Raw genomic sequence first — 19,700 nt, 5'->3', positions numbered from 1 at the left:
GAAGAAAGCAGGAAAGAATATGACATTTGAAGCAATTTTACCGGAACTAAAAGCAGGCGCAAAAATCATTCGGGAAGGATGGGGCGGGTATGAATTGTATGTGACCCTTGTTGCGGATGAAGTATATGATGGCAGCCCAGTCACCCCTTATTTTTTGATCAAAACAGCAGATGAAGGCTTCTCGAGTTTTGCGCCGACAGTTTGTGATATCTTAGCAGATGATTGGAAAATCGTTGAATGAGTCATGATTGGATCACGAAAGAAACAAGCGTCTTTCTGACGGGCGCAGCATCAGGAATTGGTTTGGCGCAAGCACAGTTATTTCTTAAACAGGGTGCACGGGTTTTTGGTGTGGATCAGCAGCCTTTTCCGGAAAAATTGACCAACCAAACGCTCTTTACAGGGTATGTTGGTGATATCTCTAACGTACAGACTTGTGAAGACGCAGTGGCTTTGTGCAAAAAGCAATTTGGTGCAATCAATATTTTGTTGAATACGGCTGGCAAATTAGACGGTTATAAAACAATTCTAGATACAGAGAATACCTTGTGGCACGAGTTGTTAGACACAAATCTGTCGAGCATGTTTTACCTAGTCAAAGCGATTTTGCCGGGCATGATCGCAGAAAAAAGCGGAACGATCATCAATATGGCTTCAATTGCGGGAATGGTTGCAGGAGGCGGAGGTATTGCATACACAGCAACAAAACACGCCATCATTGGCTTCACCAAACAATTGGCGTTGGACCATGCCGATCAAGGCATCTCAGTCAAAGCAATCGCACCGGGCGCAATCAAAACACCGATGAACCAAGCAGATTTTGCTGGAGATGGTGCCATGGCGCAATGGGTCGCAGATGAAACGCCGGTCAAACGCTGGGCGTCACCTGAAGAAGTGGCAGAATTGACGCTCTTTCTTGCCAGTCCACAAGCAAGCTATCTGCAAGGTGCTGTTGTACCGATCGATGGTGGCTGGACATTGAAATAACAGACTAAAAATAGTCAAACAACCCAACAGTTCCGACGAAGCATGTCGAAGCTGTTGGGTTGTTTCTACCTATCTAAGGGCTAATTTATGGGCCAGTCTATTGCGTAAGAAAATCCCTAACACAGCTGCTGCTACAGCTTTGATGATCCCTGGCAGGATGAATAAGACGAAGCCGCCGCTAAAGGCTGCGGACCAATCCATCCCTGTACTCCATTTCAGCCATATTGTACCAAAAGCCAGTGTAGCCAGCGCCCCTGCGATATTCGCAATGATCGCCCACCAATAATTGTTGGACTTGAATGACAAGAGAGAACCAGTCACCAGACCATTGAAGATAAAACCGACAAGATACCCGCCAGTTGGCCCAAACAAGACCCCGATACCACTGCTGAATCCAGCAAAAACAGGTAACCCAATCAAGCCTAGCAAAAGATAAATCAGGATCGCCATCGTACCAGTGCGGGTTCCTAAGAAAGTCACTGCTAAACCAATTGCAAACGTCTGTCCTGTCAAAGGAACCAATCCTAATGGAATGGTCAATTGAGATAAACCGGCAATAATAATGGCAAAAAGTGCTGCTTGTATTTGTTGACGTAATGTTAAACGCATCGAATCCCTCTCTTTTCGTTAACTTTTATTTTGTTATATTGGTTAACGAAAGTATAAAACATGGTAAACGAAAAGTAAAGCTTCTTTTTTAGCGTACACGAATATAGTTGGAATAAAAGAGACCTCCTTTGCGCATATATGCCGCAAAGAAGGCTTTTTTCGTGTTTAGCGTGAAAGGGTGTCAATCAATCGTTGGCCAAATTCTTGCGTCGATAGGCAAGTTGCTCCGGGAAGCAAACCGGCAAAATCGGCTGTAACTTGCTGGTCTGCAATGGCTGATTCGATCGCTAAAGTGATCAAATCAGCTGCTTCTTGCCACCCAAGGTATTCCAAGAGCATACAAGCGGATAAGAGTAGCGAGCAAGGGTTGGCTTTGCCTAATCCGGCAATATCAGGGGCTGTGCCATGGGTTGCTTCGAAAATTGCAGCCCCAGTCTGGTAATTGATATTCGCCCCAGGGGCGATACCGATGCCGCCAACTTGTGCCGCTAGCGCATCTGAGATATAGTCGCCATTTAAATTACAAGTGGCAATGACGTCATATTTTTCGGGATAAAGCAAGATTTGCTGTAAAAAGTTATCAGCAATCACATCATTGATGATCAGTTTGCCATCCGCTTTGGCTTGTGTGAGTGCTTCTTGTGCTGCAATTTCACCATCAGACTGGGTTAAGCGACGAAACTGTGCCATGGTAAAACATTGATCAGGATAGTCGGTTTCTGCCAATTGATAGCCCCAATTCTTGAAGCCGCCTTCGGTAAACTTCATGATATTGCCTTTATGGACTAACGTAACCGTCTGTCGACCATGAGCCAATGCATAATCGATCGCAGCTTTGACCAACCGCTGGCTGCCAGAGACAGACATAGGTTTGATGCCTATAGCTGTATCTTTTGGAAAACGAATCGTATGGACATTAAATTGATCTGTCAATAGTGCGACCAAGGATTTGGTTTGCGGATCATCCACGGCAAACTCGATCCCAGCGTAGACATCTTCTGTGTTTTCACGGAAAATCACCATATCGGTTTTTTCGGGTTCCTTTAATGGAGAAGGAACCCCTGAAAAATAACGAACAGGCCGGACACAAGCATACAAATCTAATGTTTGCCGCAGTGTGACGTTCAATGAACGGAAGCCTTCACCGATGGGCGTGGTCAATGGGCCTTTCAAGGCTAGATTGTGGGTTTTGATCGCTGAGATCGTTTCCTCAGGCAGCCAAGTGCCGGTCTGAGTGTAAGCAGCTTCACCAGCAAGAATCTCTAGCCATTCAATCGCTTTTGTGTGACCGTAAGCTTTGGTTAATGCAGCATCGATCACCGGTCGGGCAGCTTGCCAAATTTCTGGGCCGATCCCATCTCCTGCGATGTAGGGTACCGTCACGATCCCTTGTTCTTGGAACTGATTAGACATGAACAGCACCTCCTGTTTCAGTGACTTTTTTACGGATGACCATCGGCAGAATGCCTTGATGTTTCCAATAGCGGATGTCTGCCGGGGCATCAAAACGCAAGCGTGTTTGAAACGTGATTGCTGATCCATCTTGTCCTTTGGCGGTTACATCAATGGTTTGGCCCACTTGCGGCTCTTCAGGCAAAGCGACAAAGAAGGACTCGCTGCCATCTAAACCAATGGTTTCGGCTGTCTCTCCTGCTAAATACTCTAAAGGAATGACCCCCATCATTACCAAGTTGCTGCGATGGATCCGTTCAAAACTTTCTGCTAATACGACTTTGACGCCAAGCAATTGTGTCCCTTTGGCTGCCCAATCTCGTGAAGAACCCATTCCATAATCTTTCCCGGCCAATATGATGCAGCTAGACCCGGCTTCTTGATAGGCCATAGAAGCATCGAAGATCGAACGTGTTTCTCCGGTTGGGAAATAGTGGGTGACGCTTCCCGTACTGCCAGGCACCAATTGGTTCTGCAAGCGAATATTGCCGAATGTTCCCCGCATCATCACATGATGGTTGCCACGACGAGAACCAAAGGAATTAAAATCTCGATAGGGCACAGCTTTGTCCGTCAAAAATTTGCCAGCAGAGGAATCTAGCCCAATGCTTCCAGCAGGTGAGATGTGGTCTGTTGTAACTGAGTCGCCTAGCTTCGCCAAAACTTTCAGGTCGTTCAGCGCCCCTTGTTGCGGCAAATCTTTTCGCAATCCACTGAAGTAAGGCGGATGTGCGATGTATGTCGATTCTTCTTGCCATCCGTAGACCGCGCTGGCTGTGGTTTCAATCGCATTCCATCGCTCGTTTGCATCGAACAAATGGGCATAGGCAGCTTGGAAGGCTTCTGGACCAACGTATTTTTGGACATACGCGTTGACTTCTTCATTTGTCGGCCAAATATCAGCAAGAAAAACCGGTTGGCCGTGGATGATCGCCAAAGGTTCTTTGGTCAAATCTTTACGAATCGTTCCAGCAATTGCATAGGCTACAACCAATGGGGGTGAGGCCAAATAGTTGGCTTTGATTTGCGGATGGATCCGCCCTTCAAAATTGCGATTTCCTGATAAGACCGAAGCGACCAATAAGTTCTCTGCTTCAATGGCTTCAGCAACAGGGGTTTCTAAAGGCCCTGAATTACCGATACACGTCGTACAGCCGTAGCCGACCAAGTAAAAACCTAGTTTTTCTAAATAAGGCATCAAGCCACTGTTTTGCAGATAGGTCGTTACGATCTGCGAACCTGGAGCTAAAGAGGTTTTGACATACTTTGGCACCACTAGTCCTTTTTCTACGGCATTCTTTGCCAACAAACCGGCAGAGAGCATCACAAAAGGGTTACTGGTATTGGTACAACTTGTGATAGCTGCCAGTACCAGGTCGCCGGTGGTCAACTGTTCAGTGGTTTCTGGCCACACAACAAGGGCTTCTTTTTTCCATTCCTCATGGGTTAAGCCAAAGCCTTTCGGCCCAACGTCCGCGGTGACGGAGCGTTCAAAGTCCGTACCGACCTCCGGAAGTAAAATCCGGTCTTGAGGTCTTTTAGGCCCGGCTAAGGCTGGTTGGATCTCCGCCAAATCGATAAGGATCACCTTCGTATATTCCGGGTCTTGCTGTGCATCATAAAAAAGATGATTGGCTTTCGCATAGGCTTCCACCATAGTGATCAATGTAGATGGTCGTCCAGTAGTGGCTAAGTAATTCAGTGTTTCTTGATCGATTGGACAAAAGCCGCACGTTGCACCATATTCTGGCGCCATGTTCGCCAAGGTCGCCCGATCGGCAAGAGATAAGTTGCTGTAGCCAGGACCGAAATATTCAACAAATTTACCCACAACTTTTTCTAACCGCAACACTTCAGTCACTTTTAATGCCAAGTCAGTGGCTGTTGTGCCAGCGGGCATTTCATTGATAAAACGGACACCAATCACTTCGGGCGTAGGAGAGAATGACGGCTCTCCTAAAATCGCCGCTTCTGCTTCGATCCCGCCAACACCCCAGCCCAGTACACCTAATCCGTTGATCATGGTGGTGTGAGAATCGGTTCCTTGCAAGGTATCGGGGAATAGATACGTATTGGCACCAATTTGCTTTTGTAAAATCACATCCGATAACGATTCAATATTTACTTGATGAATGATACCAGTTTCAGGCGGGACTACTTCAAAATTATCGAAAGATTGCTGTGCCCACTTTAAAAATTGATATCGTTCCTGATTGCGCTCAAACTCTCTGGCAGTATTAAATGCAATCGCTTGAGACGTTCCGGCACAATCAACTTGTACAGAGTGGTCTACGACTAGTGTTACAGGGATCTCTGGATTGATCGCCTCCGCATCGCCTCCTAACGCAACGATTGCATCTCTCATCGCCGCTAGATCAACGACTGCTGGTACACCGGTAAAATCTTGCAACACGACACGTTCTGGTTTAAAAGGCACTACGCCTTCAGGTTGGGCAGGAGACCAATGCGCGAGAAAAGGCAAATATGCCTCTGTGATTTCATCGTCTTGATGACGTGCAACACTTTCAAGTAAAACCCGGATCGCATAGGGCAATCGGTGAAGATCCGCTGAAAATTGTTCGGTCAGCTTCACGAGGTCAATGTACGTATATGCCGTATCATCCACCGTTAATGTGGTTTGCCACTTCATATGAATCCTCCTTAAAACGAAATATTGGTTCTTATTAGGAATAATTATACGATTTTAATTTAAAAAATCAATTAAAATTATGAAAAATATTTCATTTTTAAATCATCGTGCTATAATGTGTGAAAGTTTGAAAAATAGCAAACAAAAAAATCCGGACCTTGTATAGGTGATTGAACAAGGCATTAAATAACAATTTATCTGAATATAAAGAATAGGATTGGAGGATAAATAGCTATGGGAAAATTAGAGATGGATAAGAAACTATCATTTCTCGCATCACGATGTCAGGATACCAATCAAATTGATGTGAATCTTTATACAGAATATGATGTCAAACGAGGACTCAGAGATGTTAATGGAACTGGTGTTGTAGCAGGATTGACGACGATATCCACGATATATCCTGAGAAAATCGTGGATGGAAAACCAATCGCTGCTTGTGGAGAGTTGCGTTATCGAGGGATTGACATTAATGAGTTGGTTGCAGGTTTTGTCAATGAAGATCGATTCGGATTTGAGGAAATTGCATATTTATTACTTTTTGGCGAATTGCCAACCATAGACGAACTAGGCGAATTTCGTGTGCTTTTAGCAGAGAAACGCACATTGCCCACAAATTTTGTGCGGGATGTCATTATGAAAGCATCTTCTTCTGATCTTATGAATAGTTTATCTCGGAGTATACTGACATTGGCAAGTTATGATCCGAAGTCAGATGACATAAGTATTGAAAATGTGCTGGAACAAAGTTTGATGTTGATCAGTGTCTTCCCCTTGTTGGCCATCTATGCTTATCATGCCTATAATCATTACAGTCAAGGGGAAAGTATGTATATTCACCGACCGCCAGAGAATCTAAGTACTGCTGAAACGATTTTGACGATGTTGCGCCCTACCAAAGAATATTCTTTCCAAGAAGCACAAACCTTAGATATGGCATTGGTCTTGCACATGGAACATGGCGGCGGGAATAATTCCACCTTCACGACCCGAGTCGTCACCTCCAGCGGCACCGATACTTATTCCACGATTGCTGCAGCGCTAGGCTCCTTAAAAGGTCCCAAGCATGGTGGCGCGAATATCAAAGTAACAGAAATGATGGCAGATTTAAAACAACAAGTTGCTGATACTCTGGATGAATCAGCGATTCGCGTGTATTTGGAGAATGTATTGGATAAGAAAGCCTTTGACCAAAAAGGGTTGATCTATGGCATGGGGCATGCCGTATACAGTGACAATGATCCAAGAGCAGCGATTTTCAAAAACTATGTCGCCAAATTGGCCCAAGAAAAAGGCAGTCAGGCATGGGAAGAATATCAACTGTACACCATGGTGGAACGGATTGCGCCTGAAGTCATCAAAGAAAAACGCAAAATGTACAAAGGGGTCAGTGCCAATATCGATTTCTTCAGTGGGTTTGTGTACAATATGTTAGATTTGCCGGAGGAGTTGTATACACCGATGTTTGCAATCGCCCGAATCGTTGGCTGGTCTGCCCATCGGATCGAAGAATTGGTCAATGCACAAAAGATCATGCGCCCGGCATATAAAGAGGTATCGGTGGATCGAGGGTACGTTGCTTTGGATGTAAGATAAAAAACAGGAGTATTCTTAGGCTATGATCCTAAAAATGAGAATTTTTAAGGTGTGGAGAAATCTACGCCTTTTTTTGTACTGTAAAGCATAGAGGGGTCTGTTTTTTTAACCTACCTATTTTGTTTCAATATAGATTATTTTTCGGGTAACAAGTGTTTTTCTTTGTAAAAAAACCGAAAAAAAATTATGCTTAAAGGGTAGGATATTTTCCTAGCGTTTGAAAGTTGAGGAAATAAAGTTGTGCAACAGGTGAGCGCGTTGGCATATTTGTATTCGTCAAACCAAGGAGTGTGAAAAATGACATACGATCAACAAACAGAAAATCAGCAAGAACCAACGAATGAACTGTCCTTTGAAGAGAAAGTCATTGAAACGATTATTGCTGCAGCATTGACATCCGTGGATGGGTTGATCAGCTTGAATGGCCGATTCATTACCGACGAAACAGAAGCCCTTGAAAAACAGGAACAAGTCGCTTCTGGGATCAATGTTGAGATTGGCAAAGAAGAAATCGCTGTTGATTTAGAAGTAGTCGTGCTTTATGGAAAAGATATGCCGAAATTATTTGGACAGGTTCAAGAAATCGTGCTGCAAGAAGTCAGCCGGTTGACCACATTAACTGTCAAAGAAATCAATATTCGTATTGCGGATGTCGTGACGCAAGAAACCTTTGAAAAGATGGAAGATGGCACTTCACAGCAAGAAACAAATCAAAATCAGTAAGAAAGGAAGAATGATCAAATGATCTCACTATATACAACACCAAGCTGTACTTCATGCCGCAAAGCGCGGGCTTGGTTGACCGAAAATGAGTTGCCTTTTGAAGAAAGAAACATGTTTAGCGATCCATTAAATAGTGAGGAATTAATACAAATTCTTTCTTTGACCAAAAATGGTACGGAAGATATTATTTCTACCCGTTCTAAAGTCTATCAAAAATTGGCTATTGATTTGGATGAGTTGAAACTTGAAGAACTCCTCAGCTTGATCGAAACCTACCCTAATTTATTAAAACGCCCAATCATCATTGATCAAAATAAACTGCAAGTTGGCTACAATGAAGAGGATATCCGTAAGTTTGTACCACGAAATTTGCGAAAGATCATCTTTAAAAAACGGCAGCGGGAACTATTGATGTTCAATTACCGCCAAAAGAAGACCGAAGGCAAATCTGTTGTGAATATTATCTGAAAAAGGAGAAGCATTGTGCTTCTCCTTTTTTTACACAAAAAAACACGATCCGATAACGGATCGTGTTCTTTGATAAAATTAAAGGACTTGGTTGTAGAATTCAACGACCAATGCTTCGTCAACTTCTGCAGTCAATTCATCGCGCTCAGGTAAACGAGTCAATGAACCTTCTAATTTTTCGCTGTCAAAGCTGACAAATGAAGAACGGCCAGCTGTTGCTTCAACAGCTTCTTTGATTGTAGAAATGTTTTGTGATTTTTCGCGAACGCTGATCACTTGACCCACTTCAACATGGTATGAAGGGATATCAACACGTTTGCCGTCTACCAATACGTGGCCATGGTTGACCAATTGACGTGCTTGACGACGTGTAGTTGCTAAACCTAGACGGTAAACAACGTTATCTAAGCGTTGTTCTAGTAAGATCATGAAGTTAACACCGTGTTTGCCTTCTTTGATTTTGCTAGCTTTAACGAACAATGTACGGAATTGACGTTCGTTGACGCCGTACATATGACGTAGTTTTTGTTTTTCAGTTAATTGCATGCCGTATTCAGATTTCTTTCCACGGCTGTTTGGTCCGTGTTGACCTGGAGCGTAAGGGCGACGTGCCAATTCTTTTCCAGTTTCTGATAATGAAATACCTAAACGACGAGAGATTTTCCATGATGGTCCAGTATAACGTGACATAATTTGGTTCCTCCAATAAATTAGTTTGGAGTAAAATAATCCGTTGAAAAATTCATATTCGTACAGTTCATTCTTCAATCTTCACCTTTGCAGCCGCGGTTACGCAATTGAACCCTGCGGGCAACGAACTGGGGACGAGTTATTATTTCCCTGCTGCATTATTTTACACAAAGAATAGTATACGAAATATTGCTGTATAAGTCAAGATATACTTCTGGTTGCTTATATGAAAACTGGGAATGAAATTTTTCATAAATTCCTTATATTTTCAATTATCCCTTTACAAAAAAGTGTTTCGTCATTAGAATATGGAAGTATTGTGCAATTTATAACGAATAAAGATAATAAACAAAAAAGGAGCAGAAAAATGAATCCAGTATCCCCATTATTTGAGAAGATCGATTCCTCTATTGAAAAGAAAATCGATTTGATCAAAAGTAGTTATTTACGTTACGCTGTCCGTGCAATGATGGCCTGCCTATTCTTGACCCTTGGTACAGCAATTGCTTTTGCGATTGCCATGAAAGGTGAATCCATGGTCCATGGACTTGGGAAAATTTTGTATGCCTTTATGTTCAGCTGGTCTTTGGTCATGATTTTGTATATGAATGCGGAACTTGGTACATCGAATATGTTGTATATGACAGTTGGGGTCTATCGAAAACGTTTGAGCGTTCCTTTGGCATTGAAGATTTTGTTTACCTGTGTCCTATTCAATTTGATCGGTGGCGTGATTTTCGGCTCGATCGTTGCGTTGACAGGTCCTTTCCAAGGTTTGACAGCAGATAACTTCATGTTGACATCGATCACTGCAAAATTGGATAAATCAACACTTCAAATTTTGGTTGAAGCGATGTTTGCCAATATTGTCGTGAATACAGCTGTTTTGGTCAGCATGCGGATGAAAGACGATGCTGGTAAAGTGGCAGCGATCATTTTCATCATTTTCATCTTTGCCTTCTTAGGCTTCGAACACGTTATCGCCAACTTCCCAGCCTTCACTTTGGCTTTCTGGGCTTCAGGCGGTCACCTAGCTGGCATGACTGTCGGCAGTGTGATCCATAACCTAGTCTTTGCTTTTATCGGTAATTATATCGGTGGCGGACTTGTGATGGGCTTGGGCTATGCTTGGTTGAACAATTCTAAATCAACTTATGTAGACTAATCAAAAAGAAGCAGCAATGCTTCTTTTTTTGTGAAAAATTTGATTGACAGCCATTTGCCCATCTGCTATTCTTGATAAAAATCAAGCAACAAACACGTTGATGAAGAAAGTAAGATTTAGTCATATTCCTGACAGAGAGCCCTGTATGCTGAAAATGGGTGGAAGAAAATGAATCTGAAAATGGCTTTTGAGTGGGTACTTCGAGAATTTATTTTTAGAGGTACACGGCTGTCCCCGTTATCATGGATCCCTATATCGCGCAAGCCGTATGGGAGCAGAGGCATGCTTCGTAAGAAGTTTGCGCACAAAGGTGGTACCATGTAAGTTGATTACATCCTTAGGAGAATAACTCTCTTAAGGATTTTTTTTTACCCTAAAAAATGGGCACCCAAAAACAGCTTGATTGTAGAAAGTGATTTCTCTCGGTTTCAATGCCTTTACGGCAATGATAAACAATCAATCATAGAAAGTAGGAAAATAAATGGCAGAAGTAGAAAGCTTTACCCTTGACCACAATAAAGTAATTGCACCTTATGTTCGCGTCATCACGACGGAAACTGGGAAGAAGGGCGATACGATCACCAATTATGATCTTCGCTTTGCCCAACCCAATCAAGCAGAAATCCCTACCGGCGCCATCCATACTTTAGAACATTTGCTGGCCGCGTTGCTCAGAGACCGATTGGAAGGAATCATCGATATTTCTCCATTTGGCTGCCGAACTGGATTTCATTTGATCGTATGGGACAGATATGAGCCTGCAGAAGTCGCCGTAGCATTGAAAGATACCTTGACACAAATCGTTGATGAGATTGAATGGTCTGATGTTCAGGGGACAGATGCCAAAAGTTGTGGGAATTATAAAGATCACTCCTTGTTTTCTGCGAAAGAATGGGCGAAATCAGTGTTGGATCAAGGAATTAGTCGTGATGCTTTTGTCCGCCGCGTTGTGTAGGTGAGAACATGGTATTTTCTGAGTTGCAGCAAAAGGTCGTATTGGTGATTGGCGGTGCACAAGGGATTGGTGCGGCGATCCGCACAACATTTTTGTCTGAAGGGGCAATCGTGATCGATGCAGACCGTCAATATACACAAGATTGGACGCAAGCAGGAGATGGTGCGTATCAAATACATGTTGATATTCAACAAGAAGCGTCGATTGATCAGCTTGTTGAAATGATCCAAATACATCAGTTGGTTCCTGATGTGTTGGTGCATGTTGCTGGGTTATCGATCATGGATCCATTTCTCACAAGTCAGACAGCAGATTTCGACCATGTTTTTGCTGTCAATACGAGAGGTGCCTACCTCGTATTGCGAAAAATCACAGCAGAAATGAAGCGGTGGCAAAAGCATGGTCGAGTGATCGTGCTTGCTTCTCAGGCTGGGAAGAATCCGTATCGTGGCATGAGCGCCTATGTAGCCTCAAAACATGCCCTAATAGGGTTAACAAAAAATTTGGCATTAGAAGTTGCCCCAGACGACATTCTGGTGAATGCTGTTTGTCCTGGAATTATCGAAACAAAGATGAAGCAGCGAGAAAGAGTGGATGGTGCAAGATTGCGTGGACTATCTGTCGCAGATATCGTTGCCGAAGATATAGCGCAAGTGCCATTAGGCCGCACAGGAACGCCGCAAGATGTGGCCAATGTGGTCTTATTCTTAGCAAGCCCCTTAGCAGCGTATATGACAGGTCAAGCCATCAATGTTACTGGCGGTATGACGATGCACTAATAGAATAATAGGTAATTAAAACACAAAAAGGATGGATGTAGGATGAAAAAATATTTGGGCGTAAGTTTACTGTTTTCGGCATTCGTATTTGCGGGATGTGGGCAACAAGCTGATACATCAGCGAGTGGCGATTCAACAGCGCCGGAAAAAGTGGTGATTGGTTCTGTCGGGAGTGATGCCGAGATTTGGACATTTATTGCTGGACTTGATGAAACCAAAGATGCAGGGTTATCGATCGAAGTCAAGGAAATTGACAGCGGTCCGCAGTTGAATGCAGCCACTGTCGAGGGAGAAGTAGCTGTCAATGCGTTTCAATCTCTAGGATATTTATTGAGCTTCAATCATGATAGTGATACAGATTTGGTTCCCATCGCTACGACATATATGGAGCCAATGGGGATTTATTCCGATTCAATCGATGATATCGCGGATGTTCCTGATGGAGCAGTGGTTGCTTTAGCAGATAATCCAGCGAATACAGCACGAGGGTTGCGCTTATTAGAAGCAGCTGGCTTGATTACGCTATCGGATGATTTTGACAATGGAACTGGGACACCTTCTGATATAGTAGACAACCCAAAAGATTTGACCTTCAAACTGATTGATGACACGACTGGACCTAGAATCTTGCCAGATGTCGATCTAGCATTGATCAGTAATACGGTGGCTTTTGAGGGCGGGTTGAATGTCTTAACGGATTCGTTGTATAAAGAAGAAATCGATCAAAATACCAAAACCAGTATTAATGTGTTGGTGACCACTGAAGAAAACGCAGATGACCCTGCATTGCAAAAATTGGCAGATCTTTATCATAGTGATGAAGTGAAGGACTATATTGAAGACAATTTTGGCGGAACCAAAGTGGACGTCCAGGAAGATATCACTACGTTGTGGCAAGACGTCCAATGAGTTTCATCGAGGTAGAGGGCGGTATGTGAGAGAAAAGTGGAGGATTCGTTTACGCAGCTTGAAAACACGAAAAAGATTTTCGTTGAAAGGATTGACTCAGAAACATTGAAAAGACGGCATTTTTATGTAAGAATGGAAGTAAGATTTCCTTTGAACGAAAAAAATGTTCAAGGATGTACGTCTTAAAAAATGGATACTTCTTATAGAAAGAGAGCCTTAACCTTTTATGAATCGGAAATTCTTTGCCTTTGATATTGACGGAACTCTGCTTGACTCGAACAAACAGCCTTTAGACAGTACAGTCGAGGCATTGCAATGCTTGCGGGATGCGGGACACTTCGTAACAGTGGCGACTGGACGCAGTCGTTTTCATGCACAAGACGTGATTCGTTCCCTTGCTTTTGACAACTATATCCTTTGTAATGGAGCAGCAGCCTTTTTGGCCCATCAACAAGTGTACAAACATTTGCTGGATGAGGAACAATTGCACAATTTTGTGGCTGAAGCCCATGACCTAGGGATAGACACCGCATTTGTTGGGATGGATACAGCCAAACGAGCTTCTTCTTTAAATATTGAGAAGATGGAAGCTGCGATGCATTCCTTTGGTGCACAGTTGCCAGAATTAGATATGGATTTTCCTGAAGAAAAAGAAGTCTATCAAGCATTGGCTTTCTATGGAAAAGAATATGAGCATTATTTTGATGACAAATACAGCAAACTACGCTTTGTTCGTTGGCATGAAAACAGTGTCGATGTGGTGCCTAAAGAAGGGTCAAAAGCGGCAACGATTTTGTGTGTTGCAGAACAATTAGGCATTTCGCAAGCTGATGTGATCTGCTTTGGGGATGGCCAAAATGACCGAGAAATGCTAGAAGCTGCTGGCATTGGTGTGGCCATGGGCAATGCTGTACCTGCGATCCAGCAAGTGGCGGATATGGTGACTGCAAGCAATGATGAAGATGGTATTTGGTTGGCGTTAAAAGAGCTGCATTTGATTTAAATGACGAACATAGCGGGGCTGAATTGCGTGCCGCTATGTTTTTTATGGTTTTCATACAATATCTTAGTTGATTGGTACAATAGAGAAAAAAGGAGGAAGACAAGATGAAAATTGCATTGATCGCCCATGATCGAAAGAAAGAGGTCATGATCAAACTGGTGACCGCCTATCGCGAGATTTTGGTGCAACATGAATTATTTGCAACAGGGACGACAGGAAAGAGGATCCAAGAAGCAACCGGTCTGCCGGTGCATTGCTATAAATCGGGCCCATTAGGTGGAGATCAGCAAATCGGCGCGATGATTTCACAAGATGATTTGGATATGGTGATTTTTTTGCGGGATCCTTTGGCAGCGCAACCCCATGAACCAGATGTCACTGCTTTGATACGATTGTCAGACGTCTATGAGATTCCCCTCGCGACCAATATGGGTACTGCAGAAATCTTGCTGAGAGGTTTGGCTGCTGGTTTTGCTGATTTTCGCGAGGTGATCCATGAAACCGATCATCGTCCCTTGTCTTTTTAACATGATATAGTAAATAACAATGATATAAACAAGAAAGAAGTGTCGCTATGAAACAAATATTGAAGGATTTCCTCACTTATGCCAAAATGAATACCCGATCTGATGCAACCAGCCAACAGATTCCTACAACACCAGGGCAAGTCGAACTTGCTTTGTTGTTGAAAGACCAACTAACTGAAATGGACCTGTCAGACGTCGTTTATCACGAAAAAAATAGTTTTGTGATTGGTCGTTTGCCAGGGAATCCTGAAAAAGAAGCAATCGGCTTTATTGCCCATGTCGATACAGCGGATTTTGCAGCCGAAAATATCCAACCCCAGATCCACGAAAATTATGATGGTCAAGACGTCGTACTCAATCAAGAACAACAATTGATGATGCGGGTGGCTGAGTTTCCTAACTTGACGGATTACATTGGTCAGACATTGATCACCACTGACGGCACGACATTACTAGGTGCGGATGACAAGGCAGGAATCGCAGAGATCATTGATGCAGTGCGCGTCTTACAAAAACAAGATCCCCAACAACGTGGGGATGTCTGGGTTGCTTTTGGTCCAGATGAAGAGATCGGCCTTGGGGCAGATCGCTTTGATCCCGCAGATTTTCCAGTTGCTTTTGCCTATACAATGGACAGCGGTCGGATCGGACATATGGAGTTCGAGACCTTCAATGCGGCGCGGATCGATATCACCATCCACGGCACCAGTGTTCATCCGGGAACGGCGTATGGCCGTTTGGTCAATGCCTTGAAGATTGCCCATCAAATCGATGCTGCTTTGCCGGCAGCTGAGGTGCCAGAGTTGACGAAAGACTATCAAGGATTTTATCTGCTGCACAACTTGAGCGGGCATATTGGCCAAGCTGAAGTATCCTACATCATACGTGACCACGACCATCAGCAGTTTGAGCAGCGTAAAGAAAACATGGTAGCGATCATTGCCGCGTTGAACAGTCAGTATGGTCAAGAGCGGATCACCTACACACTTTATGATCAATATTACAACATGGGGGACCTGATCAAAGAAGACCCGCGTAGTATCGAAGCAGCTAGAGCAGCGATGAAAGCAATCGGGATCACACCAATTGAAGAACCTTTTCGTGGCGGCACAGACGGATCAAAAATCACGTATAAGGGCATCCCGACACCGAACTTGTTTACCGGAGGGGAAAACTTCCATGGACAATATGAGTTCATCACAGTCGAAGCGATGGAAACAGCCCGTGATTTGATCGTGGCGATCGTTCGTCATGTCGGTACTGAAGCGGATGCACAGAACTAAAGCCAAGAACGCGTACTTTGGAAAAAGGTGCGTTTTTTTTGCTGTGCTGCCAAACATGGGGAATCTTGCCTGCGTGATTCAAGATCTGAACAAGGAATGCACCTTTTTTTTCTTGACCAAAACCCTTATAATAGAAAAGAAGTGAAAAGAGAAGAGGAAATCGTGTGCGGGTATTATTTATTGGAGATGTTGTTGGTTCATTAGGCAGAGAAACGATCACGGAGTATTTGCCAAGACTAAAGAAAGCCTATCGGCCGCAAGTGACGATCGCCAATGGCGAGAATGCGGCAGCTGGTCGCGGTATCACAGGGAAAATCTATAAGAAATTTTTGCAAGACGGTGTTGATGTTGTCACACTCGGCAATCATACATGGGACAATCGGGATATTTTTGAATTTATCGGCGATGCAAAAAAAATGATCAGACCGGCTAATTTTCCAGAAGGGACACCGGGGGTGGGGATGGTTTTTGTCAAAGTCAATACGATTGAATTGGCAGTCATCAATATGCAAGCCCGTTCCTTCATGGTTGATCTAGACGACCCATTTCGCAAAATGGAAGAGTTACTGGCTGTTGCACGCAAACGGACCCCTTTTATTTTTGTTGATTTCCATGGGGAAACCACGAGTGAAAAGCAAGCAATGGGATGGTATTTAGATGGCCGTGTTTCTGCTGTTGTCGGCACCCATACCCATGTTCAGACCAATGATGCGCGAGTTTTGCCTCAAGGAACGGCATACTTATCTGATGTTGGCATGACAGGCCCCTACGATGGTATTTTGGGTATGAAACGCGAACCAGTGATCGAGAAATTTTTGACCGCTTTGCCGCAACGTTTTGAAGTCATCGAAAAAGGCCGCAGCCTCCTATCGGCCTGCCTGATCGAGATCGACGAAACATCTGGGAAAGCCAAATCAATCAAACCAATCCAAATCAGTGAAGACCGCCCATTTACGGAGTAAGAACGATGGATCAACTAGAGAAAGAACCAAAAATCGCCAGTGAAGTGGCCAGTTTGAAACAGCTTTTAGCAGATCATTCTGTTGTCCGGAATTTTCAAGCAATCCAAAAGCGGGCCGCAGCGAATCCCAAGTTACAATCTTTGGAGGAAGCAATCAAACAGGCACAAAAGGATATGGTCCACTACGAGTATTACCATAAACCTGAAGCGTATCAAGCAGCGCAAAATAAATATGAAGCATTGACAAATGAATATGAACACCACCCGATCGTGGTTGCCTATCGGGAGGCATTACAAGAAGCAGATGAATTATTGCACTATGTGACCAATGAAATCCAAAAGCAAATGAATATACCCATCCAGGAGGAGGAACAACATGCCTCAAAAGACTAAAAACACTCCCATGATGGAACAGTATTTAAGCATCAAGGCCCAATACCAAGATGCTTTTTTGTTCTATCGTTTAGGAGATTTCTATGAATTATTCAATGAAGATGCCATCAAAGCCGCGCAAATCTTAGAACTGACATTGACCAGCCGCAACAAAAATGCGGAAGATCCGATTCCAATGTGCGGCGTACCGTATCATGCAGCAAGCAACTATATCGATACCCTGATTGAGCAAGGGTATAAAGTCGCTATTTGCGAACAAGTAGAAGATCCTAAAACCACTAAAGGAATGGTCAAACGTGAAGTCGTTCAGTTGATCACGCCAGGAACGATCATGGACAGTAAGGGATTGACGGCGAAAGAAAATAATTTTTTGACGGCAGTTTTGCACGCAAATCAGCAATTTGGCTTTGCATATGTTGATTTAAGTACAGGGGAATTGAAAGCAGCTGTCATCGAAGATGAAGAAGCAGTACTCAATGAAGCTGCTGCGCTGCAAACGAAGGAAGTTGTTTTGTGCAGTGAGATCTCTGAGGAACTGAGAACCTTATTGACGACCCGTCTAGAAGTGGTTTTTTCTAACCAAGAAACGAATGAAGACAATGCAGAATTTCAGTTTTTGACAAGCCAGCTGACTGAGCCAACGATCAAAGAAGTGACTGGTAAATTACTCAGCTATCTTTCAGTCACCCAAAAACGCAGTTTGGCCCATATTCAACAAGCTGTCGCTTATCAACCAGACCATGCCCTGAAAATGGATCATTATTCTAAATTTAATTTAGAATTAAGCCAGTCGATTCGTACAGGGAAAAAACAAGGCACTTTATTGTGGCTATTAGATGAAACCAAAACAGCGATGGGTGGACGTCTATTGAAACAATGGTTGGATCGACCATTGATCCAACCGAAAAAAATCGCTGCCCGTCAAGATATGGTCCAATCTTTGCTGGATAGTTTCTTTGAACGAGGCGATCTGCAAGAAGCATTGACAAAAGTCTATGATATGGAACGTTTGGTTGGCCGAGTGGCTTTTGGCAATGTCAATGGCCGTGATTTATTGCAATTGAAATCTTCCTTGATGCAAGTTCCCTTGATCGGCAATCTACTGGAAGGCATCAACCGTGGCGAATGGAACGACCTATTGTTGGAACTAAATCCAATGGATGATCTAGTTGCGCTGATCGAAGCGGCCATCGATGAAGACGCACCGTTACAGATCACGGAAGGCAATATCATCAAAGACGGTTTTGATCCGCAATTGGATCAATATCGGACAGCCATGCGGGATGGAAAAAAATGGTTAGCCGAACTGGAGGCCAAAGAGCGGCAAGCGACTGGTGTCAAAACATTGAAAGTAGGCTTTAACCGTGTATTTGGTTACTATATTGAGATCACCAAAGCCAATTTGGTCAATGTGGATACTTCTCGCTATGAACGGAAACAAACCCTAGCCAATGCAGAACGTTTCATCTCCCCTGAATTGAAACGGTTGGAAACCTTGATTTTAGAAGCTGAAGAAAAATCTGTTGATTTAGAATATCGCTTGTTTTTAGAGGTTCGAGAAGCGGTCAAAGCAAAGATTGCTCAGTTGCAGAAACTAGCCAAAGCAGTCAGCGCAGTGGATGTGTTGCAAAGCTTTGCGACAATCTCAGAACGGTATCAGTATGTGCGGCCAACGATTGCCCAAAAACGTGCCGTATCGATCATTGATGGCCGACATCCAGTGGTCGAAAAAGTATTGGGCCACCAAGAATATATTCCCAACAGTATTGTGATGACTGAGGATACGGAAATCTTACTGATCACAGGGCCGAATATGTCTGGTAAGAGTACGTATATGCGTCAATTTGCCTTATTGGTGATTATGGCGCAAATCGGTTGTTTCGTTCCGGCGCAATCCGCAGAAATGCCGATTTTTGATCGTATCTTTACCCGTATTGGTGCCAGTGATGACTTGATTGCTGGTCAAAGTACCTTCATGGTGGAAATGATGGAAGCCAATCAAGCACTCCGTCATGCGACACCTAATAGCTTGATCTTGTTTGATGAGCTAGGCAGAGGAACTGCGACATATGACGGCATGGCTCTGGCGCAAGCAATCATTGAATATATCCACAAAGAAGTACGGGCCAAGACCCTATTCTCCACCCACTATCATGAGCTGACCGTGTTGGATGAAGAACTAGCCAAACTACGCAACATCCATGTAGGTGCTGTTGAAAAAGAAGGGGAAGTTGTGTTCCTGCACAAGATGATGGAGGGACCCGCAGACAAGAGCTATGGAATCCATGTTGCCAAAATCGCAGGACTGCCAAGCCCGTTGCTCCAAAGAGCCGCCACCATCTTGAAAGCATTAGAAGAACATGAACCAACGGTACAACCAAAACCACAAATCGAAGAAAATCAACAACTGTCTTTATTTAGTGAAATCTCAACAGAAGAAATCGGGGTCATCGATCAACTGAAGAAATTAAACTTATTAGAAATGACACCGATGGACGCCTTGAATATGTTGTATGCATTGCAAAAACGAATCTAGAAGGAAGGTCAGCA

The 19,700-nt window shown here is 43.6% G+C and carries 19 protein-coding genes and 1 other annotated feature; of the genes, 15 read left to right on the top strand and 4 right to left on the bottom strand.

Annotation, left to right across the window (positions count from 1 at the left end):
• Positions 1 to 19 precede the first annotated feature (19 nt).
• Positions 20 to 241 (top strand): DUF2829 domain-containing protein, encoded by a 222-nt coding sequence (locus tag ACYVRS_RS11365; protein WP_054115750.1) that lies wholly within the window; start codon positions 20 to 22, stop codon positions 239 to 241.
• Positions 238 to 987: a 3-oxoacyl-ACP reductase gene (locus ACYVRS_RS11360; protein WP_313538566.1), complete on the top strand. Its 750-nt coding sequence runs from the start codon at positions 238 to 240 to the stop codon at positions 985 to 987. Before ACYVRS_RS11365 ends, ACYVRS_RS11360 begins: the two co-directional genes overlap by 4 nt.
• 69 nt (positions 988 to 1,056) lie before the next feature.
• On the opposite strand, the gene ACYVRS_RS11355 is transcribed toward ACYVRS_RS11360, so the two are convergent.
• The 3 genes from ACYVRS_RS11355 to acnA form a co-directional block, all read right to left on the bottom strand.
• Entirely contained in the window at positions 1,057 to 1,596 is a 540-nt protein-coding gene (locus ACYVRS_RS11355) for a biotin transporter BioY (protein WP_054115752.1), read from the bottom strand.
• Positions 1,597 to 1,761: 165 nt separating this feature from the next.
• On the bottom strand, positions 1,762 to 3,009 hold the full coding sequence (gene icd, locus ACYVRS_RS11350; RefSeq protein WP_313538563.1) for an NADP-dependent isocitrate dehydrogenase: 1,248 nt from the start codon (positions 3,007 to 3,009) through the stop codon (positions 1,762 to 1,764).
• Complete coding sequence (gene acnA / locus ACYVRS_RS11345; protein ID WP_461203388.1) at positions 3,002 to 5,698, bottom strand: aconitate hydratase AcnA; 2,697 nt, start codon at positions 5,696 to 5,698, stop codon at positions 3,002 to 3,004. The genes icd and acnA overlap by 8 nt, the downstream gene beginning before the upstream one ends.
• A gap of 234 nt (positions 5,699 to 5,932) precedes the next feature.
• Here acnA and ACYVRS_RS11340 point away from each other — a divergent pair, with 234 nt between their 5' ends.
• From ACYVRS_RS11340 to spx, 3 genes are all read left to right on the top strand, one after another.
• The gene (locus ACYVRS_RS11340) at positions 5,933 to 7,294 is read left to right on the top strand and encodes a citrate/2-methylcitrate synthase (RefSeq protein ID WP_461203387.1); all 1,362 of its coding nucleotides are present in this window, start codon (positions 5,933 to 5,935) and stop codon (positions 7,292 to 7,294) included.
• Between the two features lie 297 nt (positions 7,295 to 7,591).
• Positions 7,592 to 8,017, top strand: coding sequence for an Asp23/Gls24 family envelope stress response protein (locus ACYVRS_RS11335; RefSeq protein ID WP_461203386.1), 426 nt, complete (start codon positions 7,592 to 7,594; stop codon positions 8,015 to 8,017).
• An 18-nt stretch (positions 8,018 to 8,035) separates the two neighbouring features.
• Positions 8,036 to 8,485, top strand: a complete 450-nt coding sequence (gene spx / locus ACYVRS_RS11330; protein ID WP_054115763.1) for a transcriptional regulator Spx — start codon at positions 8,036 to 8,038, stop codon at positions 8,483 to 8,485.
• A gap of 78 nt (positions 8,486 to 8,563) precedes the next feature.
• On the opposite strand, the gene rpsD is transcribed toward spx, so the two are convergent.
• Positions 8,564 to 9,175 (bottom strand): 30S ribosomal protein S4, encoded by a 612-nt coding sequence (gene rpsD, locus ACYVRS_RS11325; RefSeq protein ID WP_054115764.1) that lies wholly within the window; start codon positions 9,173 to 9,175, stop codon positions 8,564 to 8,566.
• 367 nt (positions 9,176 to 9,542) lie between these two features.
• Between rpsD and ACYVRS_RS11320 the strand changes: the two genes are divergently transcribed.
• The 10 genes from ACYVRS_RS11320 to mutS all read left to right on the top strand — a co-directional run bounded on the left by ACYVRS_RS11320 (position 9,543) and on the right by mutS (position 19,686).
• Positions 9,543 to 10,340 (top strand): formate/nitrite transporter family protein, encoded by a 798-nt coding sequence (locus ACYVRS_RS11320; RefSeq protein ID WP_430610855.1) that lies wholly within the window; start codon positions 9,543 to 9,545, stop codon positions 10,338 to 10,340.
• An 88-nt stretch (positions 10,341 to 10,428) separates the two neighbouring features.
• Positions 10,429 to 10,682 (top strand) — a binding site (T-box leader).
• Positions 10,683 to 10,821: 139 nt separating this feature from the next.
• The gene (locus ACYVRS_RS11315) at positions 10,822 to 11,295 is read left to right on the top strand and encodes an S-ribosylhomocysteine lyase (RefSeq protein WP_461198746.1); all 474 of its coding nucleotides are present in this window, start codon (positions 10,822 to 10,824) and stop codon (positions 11,293 to 11,295) included.
• 8 nt (positions 11,296 to 11,303) lie between these two features.
• On the top strand, positions 11,304 to 12,074 hold the full coding sequence (locus ACYVRS_RS11310; RefSeq protein ID WP_313540613.1) for an SDR family NAD(P)-dependent oxidoreductase: 771 nt from the start codon (positions 11,304 to 11,306) through the stop codon (positions 12,072 to 12,074).
• A gap of 42 nt (positions 12,075 to 12,116) precedes the next feature.
• Entirely contained in the window at positions 12,117 to 12,983 is an 867-nt protein-coding gene (locus ACYVRS_RS11305; protein ID WP_313540611.1) for a MetQ/NlpA family ABC transporter substrate-binding protein, read from the top strand.
• Between the two features lie 226 nt (positions 12,984 to 13,209).
• Positions 13,210 to 13,986, top strand: a complete 777-nt coding sequence (locus tag ACYVRS_RS11300) for a Cof-type HAD-IIB family hydrolase (protein WP_312499742.1) — start codon at positions 13,210 to 13,212, stop codon at positions 13,984 to 13,986.
• Between the two features lie 104 nt (positions 13,987 to 14,090).
• Positions 14,091 to 14,513, top strand: a complete 423-nt coding sequence (locus tag ACYVRS_RS11295) for a methylglyoxal synthase (protein ID WP_461203385.1) — start codon at positions 14,091 to 14,093, stop codon at positions 14,511 to 14,513.
• 47 nt (positions 14,514 to 14,560) lie between these two features.
• Entirely contained in the window at positions 14,561 to 15,796 is a 1,236-nt protein-coding gene (pepT, locus tag ACYVRS_RS11290) for a peptidase T (protein WP_461203384.1), read from the top strand.
• Between the two features lie 164 nt (positions 15,797 to 15,960).
• Complete coding sequence (locus ACYVRS_RS11285; RefSeq protein WP_313538075.1) at positions 15,961 to 16,758, top strand: TIGR00282 family metallophosphoesterase; 798 nt, start codon at positions 15,961 to 15,963, stop codon at positions 16,756 to 16,758.
• A 5-nt stretch (positions 16,759 to 16,763) separates the two neighbouring features.
• Positions 16,764 to 17,150 carry a YlbF family regulator gene (locus ACYVRS_RS11280; RefSeq protein WP_054115773.1) on the top strand — a complete coding sequence of 129 codons (387 nt, stop codon included), beginning with the start codon at positions 16,764 to 16,766 and terminating at the stop codon, positions 17,148 to 17,150.
• A complete protein-coding gene (gene mutS, locus ACYVRS_RS11275; protein WP_461203383.1) occupies positions 17,134 to 19,686 on the top strand; it encodes a DNA mismatch repair protein MutS in 2,553 nt (850 codons plus the stop codon). The genes ACYVRS_RS11280 and mutS overlap by 17 nt, the downstream gene beginning before the upstream one ends.
• Positions 19,687 to 19,700: the final 14 nt, after the last annotated feature.

It is taken from the genome of Enterococcus salsurae, from assembly GCF_054784955.1.
Note: the sequence above shows the minus strand (reverse complement) of the source record. Positions and strands in the feature narration are given on the sequence as shown.